Origin of the sequence: Rhodanobacter sp. LX-99 (genome assembly GCF_018599185.1) — a bacterium.
Lineage (GTDB): Bacteria > Pseudomonadota > Gammaproteobacteria > Xanthomonadales > Rhodanobacteraceae > Rhodanobacter.
This window is the reverse complement of record NZ_JAHFVL010000001.1, coordinates 46571-61600: the sequence shown is the minus strand read 5'-3', so window position 1 is coordinate 61600 and position 15030 is coordinate 46571. Positions and strand designations below refer to the sequence as shown.

Annotated in this window: 14 protein-coding genes; 5 read left to right on the top strand and 9 right to left on the bottom strand. The window is 65.8% G+C overall.

Going from position 1 to position 15030, the window contains the following annotated elements:
* Window positions 1-3: 3 nt before the first annotated feature.
* The 5 genes from lapB to cmk form a co-directional block, all read right to left on the bottom strand.
* Entirely contained in the window at window positions 4-1176 is a 1173-nt protein-coding gene (gene lapB / locus KK131_RS00315; protein ID WP_214554412.1) for a lipopolysaccharide assembly protein LapB, read from the bottom strand.
* Window positions 1173-1421 (bottom strand): LapA family protein, encoded by a 249-nt coding sequence (locus KK131_RS00310; RefSeq protein ID WP_214554411.1) that lies wholly within the window; start codon window positions 1419-1421, stop codon window positions 1173-1175. Before KK131_RS00310 ends, lapB begins: the two co-directional genes overlap by 4 nt.
* A gap of 168 nt (window positions 1422-1589) precedes the next feature.
* Window positions 1590-1889: an integration host factor subunit beta gene (locus KK131_RS00305; RefSeq protein WP_008436224.1), complete on the bottom strand. Its 300-nt coding sequence runs from the start codon at window positions 1887-1889 to the stop codon at window positions 1590-1592.
* 74 nt (window positions 1890-1963) lie between these two features.
* Window positions 1964-3637: a 30S ribosomal protein S1 gene (gene rpsA, locus KK131_RS00300; RefSeq protein ID WP_214554409.1), complete on the bottom strand. Its 1674-nt coding sequence runs from the start codon at window positions 3635-3637 to the stop codon at window positions 1964-1966.
* 177 nt (window positions 3638-3814) lie between these two features.
* Entirely contained in the window at window positions 3815-4495 is a 681-nt protein-coding gene (gene cmk / locus KK131_RS00295; protein ID WP_214554407.1) for a (d)CMP kinase, read from the bottom strand.
* A gap of 112 nt (window positions 4496-4607) precedes the next feature.
* On the opposite strand from cmk, the gene KK131_RS00290 reads away from it, so the two are divergent.
* From KK131_RS00290 to ykgO, 4 genes are all read left to right on the top strand, one after another.
* Window positions 4608-4865 carry an acyl-CoA-binding protein gene (locus KK131_RS00290; protein WP_214554405.1) on the top strand — a complete coding sequence of 86 codons (258 nt, stop codon included), beginning with the start codon at window positions 4608-4610 and terminating at the stop codon, window positions 4863-4865.
* Window positions 4866-4952: 87 nt separating this feature from the next.
* The gene (locus KK131_RS00285; RefSeq protein WP_214554403.1) at window positions 4953-6971 is read left to right on the top strand and encodes an NADPH-dependent 2,4-dienoyl-CoA reductase; all 2019 of its coding nucleotides are present in this window, start codon (window positions 4953-4955) and stop codon (window positions 6969-6971) included.
* A 251-nt stretch (window positions 6972-7222) separates the two neighbouring features.
* On the top strand, window positions 7223-8134 hold the full coding sequence (locus KK131_RS00280; protein ID WP_214554401.1) for a LysR substrate-binding domain-containing protein: 912 nt from the start codon (window positions 7223-7225) through the stop codon (window positions 8132-8134).
* Between the two features lie 61 nt (window positions 8135-8195).
* A complete protein-coding gene (gene ykgO / locus KK131_RS00275) occupies window positions 8196-8321 on the top strand; it encodes a type B 50S ribosomal protein L36 (RefSeq protein WP_007080705.1) in 126 nt (41 codons plus the stop codon).
* A 100-nt stretch (window positions 8322-8421) separates the two neighbouring features.
* On the opposite strand, the gene greA is transcribed toward ykgO, so the two are convergent.
* Genes greA through carA form a run of 3 tightly spaced genes read right to left on the bottom strand, consistent with a single transcriptional unit; the run spans window position 8422 to window position 13251 of the window.
* Complete coding sequence (gene greA / locus KK131_RS00270; protein ID WP_214554399.1) at window positions 8422-8898, bottom strand: transcription elongation factor GreA; 477 nt, start codon at window positions 8896-8898, stop codon at window positions 8422-8424.
* On the bottom strand, window positions 8895-12122 hold the full coding sequence (gene carB, locus KK131_RS00265; RefSeq protein WP_214554397.1) for a carbamoyl-phosphate synthase large subunit: 3228 nt from the start codon (window positions 12120-12122) through the stop codon (window positions 8895-8897). The genes greA and carB overlap by 4 nt, the downstream gene beginning before the upstream one ends.
* Entirely contained in the window at window positions 12115-13251 is a 1137-nt protein-coding gene (gene carA / locus KK131_RS00260; RefSeq protein ID WP_214554395.1) for a glutamine-hydrolyzing carbamoyl-phosphate synthase small subunit, read from the bottom strand. Before carA ends, carB begins: the two co-directional genes overlap by 8 nt.
* 213 nt (window positions 13252-13464) lie before the next feature.
* Between carA and KK131_RS00255 the strand changes: the two genes are divergently transcribed.
* Window positions 13465-14160 (top strand): 2OG-Fe(II) oxygenase, encoded by a 696-nt coding sequence (locus KK131_RS00255; protein ID WP_214554393.1) that lies wholly within the window; start codon window positions 13465-13467, stop codon window positions 14158-14160.
* A gap of 43 nt (window positions 14161-14203) precedes the next feature.
* On the opposite strand, the gene dapB is transcribed toward KK131_RS00255, so the two are convergent.
* Complete coding sequence (gene dapB, locus KK131_RS00250) at window positions 14204-15004, bottom strand: 4-hydroxy-tetrahydrodipicolinate reductase (protein ID WP_214554391.1); 801 nt, start codon at window positions 15002-15004, stop codon at window positions 14204-14206.
* Window positions 15005-15030: the final 26 nt, after the last annotated feature.

Here is a 15030-nt window from a genome sequence, read left to right as displayed (position 1 = left end):
CGCTCACTCGCTGGCGACGCCGTGGATCGGTCGAATCGTACTCCAGCTCTTGCAACTGGGGCATTGCCAATGATGTGCCTTGGCGCCGAAGCCGCAGCGGCTGCAGCGATACATCGCCTGGCCTTCCAGCAGCTTGCGGGTCAGGTCGCGCAGGATCAGGAAGTTCTCGCGCGCCTCGCCCTCGATCTTGTCCATGGTGGCGTCGATCAAGGCCATCAGACCACGTACCGACGGTCGCTGGCGTAATTGCGCCGTCAGGAAATCGATCGCCGCCCGTTCGCCGTCGCGTTGCCGGTACAGCTGGGTCAGCGCCAGCACCGGCGAGACGCCGTGGTAGCGCCCCAGCATGTCGCGCAGGAAACTCTCGGCGCGCTCCATCTGCTGCGAACGGGCATAGCTGTTGAGCAGCGGCGGCAGGATATCCGGGGTGAATGCGATATCGGCCTTGATCGCCGCCTCGTAAGCCGTCGCCGCTTCGGCATGCTGGCCGTCTTCGGACTGCAGGCGACCGGTCAACATGAAGGCGCGTACGCAGTTGGGCTGGCACTCGAATGCCTGACGCAGATAGTCGCGCGCCTCGGCGCGGGCGCCATGCTGGCGCGAGCGGTCGGCCAGTTCGCAATAGAACTGGGCGATCATCGGTGCCTCGTCCTCGCCGGTCATCACCTCCAGCCGGCGCGCATGCTCGATCGCCTTGTGCCAGTCGCGCTCGTGCTGGTAGATGGCGATCAGGTGGCGCAGCGCCGACGGCGCGTGCGCGTCCATCGCCACCAGGTCGGAGAACAGCGCCTCGGCCCGATCCAGCAGCCCGGCGCGCATGTAGTCCTCGCCCAGCTCCAGCAGGGCCACCGTCTTCATCGCGTCGGTCAGGCCCGGCCGCGAGACCAGATGCTGGTGCAGCCGGATGGCCCGGTCCACCTCGCCGCGGCGGCGGAACAGGTTGCCCAGCGCCAGGTGCGTTTCGACCGTGTCGCGGTTGTATTCGGCCAGCTTGAGGAAGACCTCGATCGCCTTGTCCTGCTCCTCGTTGAGCAGGTAGTTCAGACCGCGGAAGTAGTCCGAGGACAGCTCGCTGACTTCGGCGCCGGAGCGGCGCGCACCGATCCGGCGGGAGGCCCACCAGCCCAGGACGAACGCGGCTGGCACCAGCGGAACCAGCACATACAGGAGATTCATGGTTTGGCCGACAGCTTCTTGTCCGCGCGCGGTTGACGGCGGCGCTGGCGCGTACTTACGCCCACCCAGGCGGTGAGCCCGCCCAGCAGCCAGCCGATCACCAGCGCACCCAGCAAGGCCGCGCCCTTGGGCAGTTGCACCTGGGCGAACGCGAGGTCGTAGCCGACCAGGTCGGCATTGAGCGCGCCCAGCACGACGCCGGCGGCGATGAAGATCACGAGGACGATGATGGCGAGCGGGCGCATGGCCGAGACTTTACCCGATTGCTCGTGACAGGCACAGGCAACGCGGGCAATCCATGCGGCAACGATTCATGACGGCCTCGCGGCCACCGCGAACGGCGCGCAATAAAAAAGACAGGACGACTTGCGCCGCCTGCCTTCGATCAGTTTTCCTGCATGCCGACCGATCCGTCAGGCGGTTTTCTGCTCCAGGTCCTGGTTGACGCGTTCGCGCAATTCCTTGCCTGGCTTGAAGTGCGGGACGTGCTTGCCGGGCAGCGCCACGGCTTCGCCCGTCTTGGGGTTGCGCCCCATGCGCGGCGGTCGGTAGTGCAGCGCGAAGCTGCCGAAACCGCGCACTTCGATACGTTCGCCGTGAGCCAGGGCATGGCTCATCTGCTCGATGACGCTCTTGACGGCCATCTCGACATCGGCAAACGCAAGGTGGGTCTGGCGCCTGGCGAGCGCCTCGATCAATTCGGATTTAGTCATGGGCCCCAATGTCCGTGACATGAAACGACGGGGCGGCGATGGGCCGCCGCCCCGTATCAGACCGCTGCAGGCGATCAGTCGGCCTTGTTGAACTGCTCCTTGAGCAGCGCACCAAGCTTGGTCGTACCGCTGGCAGCGGACGAGTAGTCCGCCGACGTGTCGGGCGCGTCTTCCTCGTCCTTGGCGCGAATCGAGAGCGCCAGCTGGCGACCCTTGCGATCCATGCCGGTGAACTTGGCCTCGACCTTGTCGCCCACCTTCAGGTGCAGGGTGGCATCGTCGATACGCTCCTTGGCGATGTCGTTGGCACGCAGGTAACCCTCGACGCCTTCGCCCAGATCGATCACGGCGCCCTTCGCATCGACTTCCTTGACGGTGCCGTTGACGATGCTGCCGCGCGGATTCGCCGCCATGAACTGGCCGAACGGATCCTGCTCCATCTGCTTGATGCCGAGCGAGATGCGCTCGCGCTCCGGGTCCACCGCCAGCACCACGGCCTCGATCTCGTCGCCCTTCTTGAAGTTGCGGACCAAGTCTTCGCCGGACATCTGCCAGGAGATGTCGGACAGGTGCACCAGACCGTCGATGCCGCCGTCCAGGCCGATGAACACGCCGAAGTCGGTGATCGACTTGATCTGGCCGGAGACCTTGTCGCCCTTCTTGTGCATGGCGGCGAACGCTTCCCACGGATTGGAGCGCGTCTGCTTGATGCCCAGCGAGATGCGGCGACGCTCCTCGTCTACGTCCAGCACGGTCACTTCGGTCTCGTCGCCGACCTGCACCACCTTGGCCGGGTTGACGTTCTTGTTGGTCCAGTCCATCTCGGACACGTGCACCAGGCCTTCCACGCCCGGCTCGATCTCGACGAAGCAGCCGTAATCGGTGACGTTGGAGACCTTGCCGAACAGGCGGCTGCCGACCGGGTAGCGGCGGGCGATGGCGACCCACGGGTCGTCGCCCAGCTGCTTCAGGCCCAGCGAAACGCGGTTGCGCTCCTTGTCGTACTTCAGCACGCGCACGTCCAGCTCGTCGCCGACGTTGACCACTTCGGACGGATGACGCACACGCTTCCACGCCATGTCGGTGATGTGCAGCAGGCCGTCGATGCCGCCCAGGTCCACGAACGCGCCGTAGTCGGTGAGGTTCTTGACGGTGCCCTTGACCACGGCGCCCTCGGTCAGGCGCTCAAGCAGCTTCTCGCGCTCCTCGGAGAACTCGGTCTCGACGACGGCGCGGCGGCTGACCACCACGTTGTTGCGCTTGCGGTCGAGCTTGATGATCTTGAACTCGAGTTCCTTGCCCTCGAGGTAAACCGGGTCGCGCACCGGACGCACATCGACCAGCGAGCCCGGCAGGAATGCGCGGACGTCCTTGATGTCGACGGTGAAACCGCCCTTGACCTTGCCGGAAATCATGCCGACGATGGTCTCTTCCTTGTCGAACGCCTGCTCCAGGTCGTCCCACACCATCGAGCGCTTGGCCTTCTCGCGCGACAGCTTGGTCTCGCCGAAACCGTCTTCCAAAGCTTCGAGGGCTACCTTCACCTCGTCGCCTACCTGCACCTCCAGCACGCCGTCCTCGCTCTTGAACTGCTCGATCGGGACGATGCCTTCGCTCTTCAGGCCGGCATTGATCACGACGACGTCGTTGCGGATTTCCACAACGATGCCGGTGACGATGGCGCCGGGCTTCAGCTTGGAGATAGCCTGTTGGCTCTGTTCAAACAGTTCGGCAAAACTTTCAGTCATGTTGATTCCATAGTGGGAAAAGACCGTGGTTCGTTGCGCCTTGGTTGGGTGTTGCGCACGAACTTTCCGGTCCACCGGTTGAGGGTGAGTTCGGGTGGTTCCACGGAACCGACCGTCGTCACCATTGGCCAAAACCCCCTGCCGCGGCAGGGGCACAGAAACCGCCGCGCACTCCGGTCAGGACTGCACGACGGCAAGTACTTTCGCGACGACCTCGTCGATGCCCATCCCGGTGGTATCCACCAGCACGGCATCCTCGGCAGGCTTGAGCGGCGCAACCGCCCGCGATGCATCGCGGCTGTCACGCGCCTCAATTTCTCGCTGAAGGCCCGCAAGTGTAACGCTGAGCCCCTTTTCCTTCAACTGCTTATAGCGCCTTTTCGCCCGCTCGGCGGCGCTCGCAGTGAGGAAAACCTTGTGCGCGGCATCCGGGAAGATCACCGTGCCCATGTCGCGCCCGTCGGCGACCAGGCCGGGCGCCTTGCGGAAGCCCAGCTGCAGCGCCACCAGGGCTTCGCGTACCGGCGGCATCGAGGCGATCGCCGAGGCCGCCGCACCGGCGGTTTCGGTGCGCAATTCGTCGGTGGCGTCGTGCCCGTTGACGATCACCCGGGTCTCGCCGCCGTCGCTGGCCGCGCGGAAATGGATCTTCGTGCCCTGCGCGCAGCGGGTTACCGCTTCCACGTCCGACAGGTCAAGCCCGGCCATGCCGGCGGCGTAGCCCACAGCGCGGTACAGCGCGCCGGAATCCAGCAACCGCCAACCCAGCCGTTCGGCCACCAGCGCGCTGATGGTGCCCTTGCCCGATCCCGACGGCCCGTCGATCGTGAGTACGGGGACGGAGGGAGCATGGCTCATGACAGGATCCTGGCTGAATGGCGAAAGCGAGGGAGTTTACCGCGTTGACCCCACCGGGGACGCGTGCTATCTAGCCGGTCTCCTTGTCCGCAAGCCATGTCCGATCCGCCTCATGACCGACCTTCGCCGCGAGTTCGACCAGGCTGCCAAGGACATCCAGCGATTGGCCACGCGCCCCGACAACGACACCTTGCTGAAGCTCTACGCGCTCTACAAGCAGGGCTCGGAAGGCGACCTGAAACGCGCCCAGCCCGGTTTCTTCGACTTCGTCGGCACCGCCAAACACGAGGCTTGGGCGCAGTTGAACGGCGTCCCCGAAGAGGAAGCCATGCGCCGCTACATCGCGCTGGTACATCAGTTGCTGGCCTGACCCCGCCGCCGCATCGCATGCGGCGCTTGCTTTCGGATACCGAACACCGGCACATTCATACGATCGTTTGAGTCTCGTGTGGATCGCATGGATTACCCGAACCTGTTCGCCCCGCTCGATCTGGGCCACGTCACCCTGCCCAATCGCATCCTGATGGGTTCGATGCACACCGGGCTGGAGGACAAGGCCAGCGACTACGACAAGCTGGCCGCGTATTTCGCCGAACGCGCCCGCGGCGGTGTGGGGCTGATGGTCACCGGCGGCATCTCGCCCAGCATCCAGGGCTGGCTGAAGCCGTTCGGCGGGCGCCTTACCCTGCCCTGGCACAAGCCGCGCCATCGCAAGCTGACCCGCGCCGTGCATGCCGAGGGCGGGCGCATCTGCATGCAGATCCTGCACGCCGGCCGCTACGGCTATCACCCGCTGTCGGTGGCGCCGTCGAGGATCAGGTCGCCGATCACCCCGTTCACCCCGCGGGCGCTCACTGCACGCGGCGTGGAGCGCACCATCGGCGACTTCGTGCATTGCGCGAGGCTGGCACGGGACGCCGGCTACGACGGCGTGGAGGTGATGGGTTCGGAAGGCTATCTGATCAACGAATTCATCGCCGCCCGCACCAACCAGCGCAACGATGCCTGGGGCGGCGACGCGACGCGGCGCATGCGTTTTCCGACCGAGATCGTGCGCCGCACGCGCGAGGCGGTGGGCCGCGACTTCATCATCATCTACCGGCTGTCGATGCTCGACCTGGTCGAGGGCGGCCAGGACTGGAGCGAGATCGCGGCCCTGGCCAGGGCGATCGAGGCGGCCGGCGCCAGCATCATCAACACCGGCATCGGCTGGCATGAAGCGCGCATTCCGACCATCGTCACCAGCGTGCCGCGCGCCGGCTTCGCCTGGGTCACGCAGAAGCTCAAGGGCGAAGTGGCGATTCCGCTGGTGGCCACCAACCGGATCAACATGCCGGACGTGGCCGAACGCATTCTCGCTGGCGGCGAGGCCGACATGGTCTCGATGGCGCGCCCGCTGCTGGCCGATCCCGCCTGGGCGAACAAGGCCAAGGCCGGCCGCAGCGAGCGCATCAACACCTGCATCGCCTGCAACCAGGCCTGCCTCGACCATGTGTTCCAGAACAAGCGCGCCAGTTGTCTGGTCAATCCGCGCGCCTGCCACGAGACCGAGCTGAAGATCGAACCGGCCAGTGTGCGCAAGCGCGTTGCCGTGATCGGCGCGGGGCCGGCCGGCATGGCCTGTGCCAGTACGCTGGGCGAGCGCGGCCATGCGGTGACCCTGGTCGACCAGGCCAGCGAGATCGGTGGCCAGTTCAATTACGCCAAGCGGATTCCGGGCAAGGAAGAGTTCCACGAAACGCTGCGCCATTACCGTCATCGACTGACGGACACCGGCGTCGACGTCCAACTCGGCCAGGTCGTGGATGCCGCCTTGCTGCACGCCGGCAGCTATGACGAGGTGGTGATCGCCACCGGCATCACGCCGCGCCAGGTGAGCTTTCCGGGCAGCGACGATCCGCGCGTGCTGAGTTACCTCGACGTACTGGCCCGGCACCGGCCGGTGGGCGCCAGGGTGGCGATCATCGGCGCCGGCGGCATCGGCTTCGACGTGGCCGAGTTCCTGGTCGAACCTCCGCCCTCGCCCACTACCGACGTGGCCCGCTGGACCCGCGAATGGGGCGTGGACATGCAGCTGCGGCAGCGCGGTGGTCTGCAGCTGCCGCAACCGGAAGCGCCGGCGCGGCAGGTCTGGCTGCTCCAGCGCAGCGAAGGCCGCCCCGGCGCGCGGCTCAACAAGACCACCGGCTGGGTGCATCGGGCCACGCTCAAGGCGAAACAAGTAACCATGCTGGGCAAGGTCGGCTACGAGCGTTTCGACGACCAGGGCCTGCACGTCACCGTCGATGGAAAGCCGCAGGTTCTGCCGGTCGACAACGTGGTGGTCTGTGCCGGCCAGGAGCCGAACCGCCGGCTGGCCGACGAACTGATCGCGGCTGGCATGAAGGTGCACGTGATCGGCGGCGCCGACGTGGCTGCCGAACTGGACGCCAAACGTGCCATTGCCCAAGGTACCCGCGTGGCCAGCGAAATCTAGGCCCGACACGGCGGCGCCACTGCCAGGTGGGCAGCGGTGCCGATCGCAAAAAAAGAAAGCGCCCCGCAGGGGAGACGCATCGACATGGGTTCAGGGGGGGAGTTGAACCAGATGTCGTATTTAGCGTCGCTGCGGGGCGAGGGCCGCCGCCACTAGGGGGGAGGGGAAGTGGCGGGACGAGAGTGATTTTATGATCGACGCAATAAAGTATCTAATATATATTTAGCGCCTTATTAATTTGAAATCACTATATGTTTGATCTTCGCCAATTGCGCTATTTCGTTGCCGTCGCCGAGGAGCTCAGCTTCACCCGGGCGGCGCTGCGCCTGCACCTTTCCCAGCCGCCGCTGTCGCAGCAGATCCAGTCGCTGGAACAGGATCTGGGGGTGCGCCTGCTGGAGCGCACCAAGCGCAGCGTGGCGCTGACCGAGCCGGGCCGGATTTTCCTGGAGCAGGCCCGGCAGATTCTGGCCAAGGTCGACGAAGCACGCAGCCAGGTAGTGGCTGCGGCGGCAGGTTACAGCGGCCAGTTGCGGCTGGCCTATACCGTCTCGGTCTCGTTCCATCCGGCCATGCCGCAGGCCTTGCTGCGTTTTGGCCAGATCGCGCCCAACGTGCGCCTGCAACTCAGCGAGATGTATACCGAACCGCAGTTCGCCGCCCTGCTCGCCGGCCAGATCGACGTCGGCTTTGTTCGCGATGAGCCAGCGCATGAACAGGACGCGCGCGGCCTGCGGCTGAGCATGATCGATCGCGAGCCCTTGCTGCTCGCCCTGCCCGCCGGCCATCCCATGGCCAGCCGCGACAGCCTGCGCCTGGCCGAGGTGGCCGGCGATGCCTTCGTGTCGCAACCGCGCGAACTGGCTTCCACGCTGTACGACCGGCTGGTGAAACTGGCGACGCGGGCCGGCTTCCAGCCATCGATCACCCAGCACGCACAACAGATCAACGGCTTGCTCGCCCTGGTTGCCGCCGGCTTGGGGTTGGCCCTGGTGCCGGCCAGCATGCGTACCGTGCGCCTGGCCGGGGTCTGCTACGTGCCGCTGGAAGATCCCGATGCCTACCTGCTGCTGGCCGTGGCCTGTCGGGCCGACGACCATTCCCCGGCCCTGCAGCAATTCCTGGCCACGGTGGCGGAAACGGCCGTTGCACCGGGCTTGTGATAAGTCATTGGGGCCGTTACACTTGCGTGCTTACATTTTCGTTTAGTGTCAGGAGCTGGCCGTGAAGGTGCTTAACTCTTTGAAGTCCGCCAAGGCGCGGCATCGCGACTGCAAGATTGTGCGCCGTCGCGGCAAGGTGTTCGTGATCTGCAAGAGCAATCCTCGTTTCAAGGCTCGCCAGCGCTGAATCCAGTCTGGCGATGCCATGAGAAAGGCCGCGCAGGCGGCCTTTTTTGTGGGCGTTGATCAGGGCTCCGGCGACAATGCCCCGGAGCCCTCGACCACAGTCACGAGTAACGGACGTCGATGATTTCGTAGTGCTTGACGCCGTTCGGTGCGGTGAATTCGAAGCTGTCGCCGGCACTCTTGCCGATCAGTGCGCGGGCGATCGGCGAGGACACCGCGATCAATCGCTGCTTGATGTCCGCTTCCAGGTCGCCGACGATCTGATAGGTCACTGCCACGCCGGAATCCTCGTCCTCCAGGTCCACGGTGGCGCCGAACACTATGCGGTTGCCCGGTTTCAGCCGGGCGACATCGATCACCTCGGCGGTCGACAGCAAGCCCTCCAGTTGGGCAATGCGGCCTTCGGTGAAACTCTGCAGTTCGCGGGCGGCGTGGTATTCCGCGTTCTCCTTGAGATCACCGTGTGCGCGCGCTTCGGCAATCGCCGCGATGATGCGCGGGCGGTCGGCGGACTTCAGCCGTTCCAGTTCCGCGCGCAAACGCTCTGCGCCGGTCTTGGTGATGGGGGGGCGACTCATGCGATGAGCTCCTTGTGCAGTTCCTGCAGGCTGTGCACCTCGCCATCGCTGTGGAAATCCAGCGAATGCACGAGCGCACGGGCGCCTGCCACGGTAGTGGAATACGTGACGCGGTGCTGCAGTGCCTCGCGCCGTATCGAGAACGAGTCGGCGATCGCCTGCTTGCCCTCGGTGGTGTTGACGATGTAGACGATCTCGCCGTTCTTGATCAGATCGACGATGTGCGGGCGGCCTTCGAGCACCTTGTTGATCCGCTCGCAGGCCACGCCGTGCTCGGCCAGGTAGCTGGCGGTACCGGAGGTCGCCACTACGTTGAAACCGCGCGCGATGATTTCCCTGGCCACCGGCAACAGGCGTTCCTTGTCGCCATCGCGTACCGACAGGAATGCCTTGCCGATCATCGGTGCCTTGATGCCGGCCGCTTCGTGGCCACGCGCGAAGGCCGCGCCGAAACTGCGGCCCACGCCCATCACTTCACCGGTCGAGCGCATCTCGGGGCCGAGGATCGGATCGACGTTCTGGAATTTCAGGAACGGGAAGATCGCCTCCTTCACCGAGTAGTACGCCGGGATCACCTCGCGCGTCGCGTTCAGGCTGGCCAGCGAACGACCGGCCATGACGCGCGCGGCGATCTTGGCCAGCGGCACGCCGGTGGCTTTGGACACGAACGGCACCGTGCGCGAGGCACGCGGGTTCACTTCCAGGATGAATACCGTGTCGCCCTGAATCGCGAACTGGGTGTTCATCAGGCCGATCACCTTCAGTTCCCTCGCCATTGCGCTGACCTGGCGACGCATTTCGTCCTGGATGTCCGCGCTCAGCGAATACGGCGGCAGCGAGCAGGACGAATCGCCCGAATGCACGCCGGCCTCCTCGATATGTTCCATGATGCCGCCGATCAGCACGTTGCCCTCGGCGTCGGCGATCACGTCCACGTCGACCTCGACCGCGTGGTCGAGGAAGCGGTCCAGCAGCACCGGCGAATCGTTCGACACCTTCACCGCATCGCGGATGTAGCGCGACAGGTCGGCGTCGTCGTGCACCACTTCCATCGCGCGGCCGCCGAGCACGTAGCTCGGCCGCACCACCAGCGGGTAGCCGATCTCGCGGGCCAGCGCCAAGGCCTCATCGGCGTTGCGCGCGGTGCGGTTCGGCGGCTGCTTCAGGCCGATCTTCTCGATCATGTGCTGGAAGCGCTCGCGGTCCTCGGCCAGGTCGATCGAGTCGGGGCTGGTGCCGATGATCGGCACGCCGGCCGCTTCCAGCGCGCGCGCCAGCTTCAGCGGAGTCTGCCCGCCGTACTGCACGATCACGCCCTTCGGCTTCTCGACGTGGACGATTTCCAGCACGTCCTCCAGCGTCAGCGGCTCGAAGTACAAGCGGTCGGAAGTGTCGTAATCGGTGGAGACGGTTTCCGGGTTGCAGTTGACCATGATGGTCTCGTAGCCATCCTCGCGCAGCGCCAGCGACGCGTGCACGCAGCAATAGTCGAACTCGATGCCCTGCCCGATCCGGTTCGGGCCGCCGCCGAGCACGATGATCTTGTCGCGCTCGGTCGGCGCCGCCTCGCACTCTTCCTCGTAGGTCGAATACATGTAGGCGGTGCTGGTGGCGAACTCGGCCGCGCAGGAATCCACCCGCTTGTACACCGGGCGCACGCCCAGCGTATGGCGCAGGTGGCGCAACGAGGCTTCGTCGGTATTGAGCAGTTCGGCCAGGCGAGCATCGGCAAAGCCGAGCCGCTTGAGTTCGCGCACGCGCGGTTCGTCGAGCGCGGTGATGCCTTGCGCCACGACATCCGTCTCGGTCAGCACGATGTCCTCGAACGCCGCGAGGAACCACGGATCGACCCGGCTGAGGCTGTGCACCTCCTCCAGCGTCAGGCCGGCGCGGAACGCGTCGGCGAGATGGAAGACGCGATCGGGGCGCGGTTCGCGCAACTCGCGCTTGAGCGAAGCCAGGCCGTCCGCCGTGCTGATGTCCAGCCCGGTCGGGTTGAGCCCGGTCTTGCCGATCTCCAGTCCGCGCAGCGCCTTCTGCAGCGACTCGTGGAACGTGCGGCCGATCGCCATCACCTCGCCCACCGACTTCATCTGGGTAGTCAGGCGCGCGTCGGCGGCGGGAAATTTCTCGAACGCGAAACGCGGGATCTTGGTGACCACGTAGTCGATCGACGGCTCGAACGACGCCGGCGTGAGGCCGCCGGTGATGTCGTTTTTCAGCTCGTCCAGGGTGTAGCCGACCGCCAGCTTGGCGGCGATCTTGGCGATCGGAAAACCGGTGGCCTTCGATGCCAGCGCCGACGAGCGCGACACGCGCGGGTTCATCTCGATCACTACCACGCGGCCGTCCTCGGCGTTGATGCCGAACTGCACGTTGGAGCCGCCGGTGTCCACGCCGATCTTGCGCAACACGGCGATCGAGGCGTCGCGCAGGCGCTGGTATTCCTTGTCGGTGAGCGTCTGCGCCGGCGCCACCGTGATCGAGTCGCCGGTGTGCACGCCCATCGGGTCGAGATTCTCGATCGAGCACACGATGATGCAGTTGTCCGCGGTGTCGCGGACCACTTCCATCTCGAACTCCTTCCAGCCGAGCACGGATTCCTCGACCAGTACCTCGCCCACCGGCGACAGTTCCAGGCCGCGCTTGACGATCTCCTCGAACTCCTCGCGGTTGTACGCGATACCGCCGCCGGAGCCGCCAAGCGTGAAGCTGGGCCGGATGACCGTGGGAAAACCCACCTTGGCCTGTGTTTCCAGCGCCTGCTCGAACGTGCGCACGACCTCGGCCTTCGGGCACTCCAGCCCGATCTCGCCCATCGCCACGCGAAACAGTTCGCGGTCCTCGGCCATGCGGATCGCTTCACGCTTGGCGCCGATCAGCTCGACGTTGTACTTCTCCAGCACGCCGTGATCGGCGAGGTCCAGCGCGCAATTCAGGCCGGTTTGGCCACCCATCGTGGGCAGCACCGCGTCCGGGCGCTCCTTGGCGATGATGCGTTCCACCGTCTGCCAGTTGATCGGCTCGATGTACACCGCGTCGGCGGTGTCCGGGTCGGTCATGATCGTGGCCGGGTTGGAGTTCACCAGGATCACCCGGTAGCCCTCTTCCTTCAGCGCCTTGCACGCCTGCGCGCCGGAATAGTCGAACTCGCAGGCCTGGCCGATCACGATCGGGCCGGCGCCGATGATGAGGATGCTCTTGATATCGGTACGCTTAGGCATGCGTGCGGGCCTCCTGCATCAGTGCGGCGAAACGTTTGAACAGATAGCCGATGTCGAGTGGGCCCGGACTCGCCTCGGGATGGCCCTGGAAGCAGAACGCCGGGCGGTCGGTCAGCGCGAAACCCTGCAGCGAACCGTCGAACAGCGAGGTATGCGTGACTCGCACGTTCGCCGGCAACGTGGCCGGGTCCACCGCGAAGCCGTGGTTCTGCGAGGTGATCAGCACGCGGCCGTCGTCCAGGTCCTTGACCGGGTGATTCGCCCCGTGGTGGCCGAACTTCATCTTCAGCGTCTTGCCGCCCAGCGCCAGGCCCATCAGCTGATGGCCGAGGCAGATGCCGAACAGCGGGATCTTCGCGTCGAGGAATTGCCCGGTCGCCGCGATGGCGTAATCGCAGGCTGCCGGATCGCCGGGGCCGTTGGACAGGAACACGCCATCGGGCTGCATCGCCAGCACCTCGTCGGCAGGCGTCTGCGCCGGCACCACGGTGACCTCGCAGCCCTGCTCGGCGAGCAGGCGCAGGATGTTGAGCTTGGTGCCGAAGTCGTAGGCGACCACCTTGAAACGCGCCGCGGGCTGATTGAACGCGGTGCGGTCGAGGTCGTACACGCCCTGATTCCACACATACGGCTTGGCGGTGCTGACCACCTTGGCCAGATCCATCCCGTTCAGGCCGGGGAACGCGCGCGCCTTGGCCAGCGCGGCTTCGGTATCGACCTGCTCGCCGGCCATGATGCAGCCGGCCAGCGCGCCCTTGTCGCGCAGGATGCGGGTCAGCCGACGGGTGTCGATGCCGGCGATCGCCACGGTGCCGTGGCGCTTCAGGTAATCCGGCAGGCTTTCAGTGCTGCGCCAGCTGCTGGCCCGGCGCGGCACATCACGCACGATCAGGCCGGCAGCGTGCACGGCGGTGGATTCGACATCCTCGGCGTTGATCCCGGTGTTGCCGATATGCGGATAGGTCAGCGTGACGATCTGGCGCGAGTAGGAAGGATCGGTGAGGATCTCCTGGTAACCGGTCATGGCGGTGTTGAAAACCACCTCGCCAACGGTTTCGCCAACGGCGCCGGCGGCGTGACCATGGAACACGCTGCCGTCTTCGAGGGCCAGCAGGGCAGGAATAGGCATACGGTAACCGCCTTTTGGATGCAGCAAAGTCCGCAAGCCGCACGATTGCTGGCTTGTGGAGCTTGGAAGGGAAAGGATCTGGGCGGGTGGAAATGATAAGCGGCGACGCCGTTTCTGTCCACCTTACGGCGCATGAATCTTGCGATTCTTGGTCCATCTCCGCCGATCGGTCGGCGCTACACTAGGCCACATTTCGCCGGAGTCCGATGTCCCATGAGTGCTGCTGTCCTGCTCGATCCCGCCCGTCTCGATCGCCCGGATACCACGGTGCAGCACCAACCCTTTCCGTTCATGGTCGCGCATGGCCAGCTGCCGGATGAGGTGCGTGGCGACCTGGATCGCGATTTTCCGCGCTATACCAGCGCCGGCTTCTTTCCCTACGACCCGGCCGATTGCGGCCCGAGCGTCAATGCGCTGATCGAGAACATGACTTCGCCGGCATTTGCCGGCGCGATCGGCCAGCGGTTGGGCATCGACAATCTCGGCCAGTACCCGACCCTGGTGACCCTGTGCCGCCTGCTCAACAAACGCCACGGCACCATCCATACCGACAGCAAGTCCAAGGTAGCCACCGCGCTGATCTACCTGAATACGCGGTGGCCGGACACCAGCGATGGCTGCCTGCGCTTCCTGCACAAGATCGACGACATCGACAGCATCGCCGCCCCGGAGTTGGCGCCGCTCTACGGCGAGTTCGCCGTATTCAAGCGCTGCGAGAACTCCTTCCACGGCCATCTTCCCTACGAGGGTGAGCGGCGGGTGATCCAGGTCGCCTGGCTGATCAGCGAGGAAGAGAAACTGCGCAAGACGAAGCGTGGAAACTTCTCACGCACGTTCAAGAAATTGTTCGGCCGCTTCGATACCCGACTGGGCGCGGGCCGCGATCGCAACGCCTCGCACCGCGACTGAATCGACTGCGTCGTCATGATTGCGCTGCTTGGCGCAGGGCGAATCAGCGCAGCGTCGCGATCACGTCGTCCAGCTGCCACTGCCCCGGCGCACGACCCGCCAGCCAATGCGCCGCGTGCAAGGCGCCACGCGCAAAGATCGAGCGGTCGGTGGCGCGATGCACGAGTTCCAGTCGTTCACCCGGCCCGACCAGCATGGCGCTGTGTTCGCCCACGATGTCGCCGCCGCGCACCACGGCGAAGCCGATGCTGCCGTTGATCCGCTCGCCGGTGTGGCCTTCCCGGCCGTAGACCGCTGTTGCTTCCAGCGTGGTGTTGCGTGCCGCCGCTGCCGCCTGGCCAAGCGCTAGCGCGGTGCCGGACGGCGCGTCCTGCTTGCGGCCGTGATGCGCCTCGACGATTTCCAGGTCCCAGTCCGGCAGCGCCGCCGCCGCCTCGCGCAGCAGGCGCGCCAGCACCGCCACGCCGAGGCTGAAGTTGGCGGCGCGCAGGATCGCGATGCGCTGACCTGCATCGGCCAGGCGCGCTTCCAGCGCGGCGTCCACACCGGTGGTGCCGCTGACCAGGGCCGTGCCGTGCGCCAGGCAATGATCGAGCGCCAGCGCCAGCGCGGCCGGGCTGCTGAAGTCGACGATGACGTCGATCGGCGGCGCCTGTGTCCAGTCGTGCGCGTACCGCAATGAACCCGTGGTGCAGGCTGACACCGGCTGGCCATCGTGGGGCGAACCCGGCGCCACCACCGCATGCACCAGTTCGAAGCGGGCGTCATCGCCGAGCAGGCTCAGCAACGCATGGCCCATGCGGCCGGAGGCGCCGCTGAGGGCGAGGCGAAGGGGTCGGGTCATCGGCGGCGCTCTCCAGTGGTCGATCC

Excerpts from the sequence above, each read along its gene's own strand:
- lapB (WP_214554412.1), bottom strand. The coding sequence starts at position 1,176 with ATGAATCTCCTGTATGTGCTGGTTCCGCTGGTGCCAGCCGCGTTCGTC.
- KK131_RS00310 (WP_214554411.1), bottom strand. The coding sequence starts at position 1,421 with ATGCGCCCGCTCGCCATCATCGTCCTCGTGATCTTCATCGCCGCCGGC.
- KK131_RS00305 (WP_008436224.1), bottom strand. The coding sequence starts at position 1,889 with ATGACTAAATCCGAATTGATCGAGGCGCTCGCCAGGCGCCAGACCCAC.
- rpsA (WP_214554409.1), bottom strand. The coding sequence starts at position 3,637 with ATGACTGAAAGTTTTGCCGAACTGTTTGAACAGAGCCAACAGGCTATC.
- cmk (WP_214554407.1), bottom strand. The coding sequence starts at position 4,495 with ATGAGCCATGCTCCCTCCGTCCCCGTACTCACGATCGACGGGCCGTCG.
- KK131_RS00290 (WP_214554405.1), top strand. The coding sequence starts at position 4,608 with ATGACCGACCTTCGCCGCGAGTTCGACCAGGCTGCCAAGGACATCCAG.
- KK131_RS00285 (WP_214554403.1), top strand. The coding sequence starts at position 4,953 with ATGGATTACCCGAACCTGTTCGCCCCGCTCGATCTGGGCCACGTCACC.
- KK131_RS00280 (WP_214554401.1), top strand. The coding sequence starts at position 7,223 with ATGTTTGATCTTCGCCAATTGCGCTATTTCGTTGCCGTCGCCGAGGAG.
- greA (WP_214554399.1), bottom strand. The coding sequence starts at position 8,898 with ATGAGTCGCCCCCCCATCACCAAGACCGGCGCAGAGCGTTTGCGCGCG.
- carB (WP_214554397.1), bottom strand. The coding sequence starts at position 12,122 with ATGCCTAAGCGTACCGATATCAAGAGCATCCTCATCATCGGCGCCGGC.
- carA (WP_214554395.1), bottom strand. The coding sequence starts at position 13,251 with ATGCCTATTCCTGCCCTGCTGGCCCTCGAAGACGGCAGCGTGTTCCAT.
- KK131_RS00255 (WP_214554393.1), top strand. The coding sequence starts at position 13,465 with ATGAGTGCTGCTGTCCTGCTCGATCCCGCCCGTCTCGATCGCCCGGAT.
- dapB (WP_214554391.1), bottom strand. The coding sequence starts at position 15,004 with ATGACCCGACCCCTTCGCCTCGCCCTCAGCGGCGCCTCCGGCCGCATG.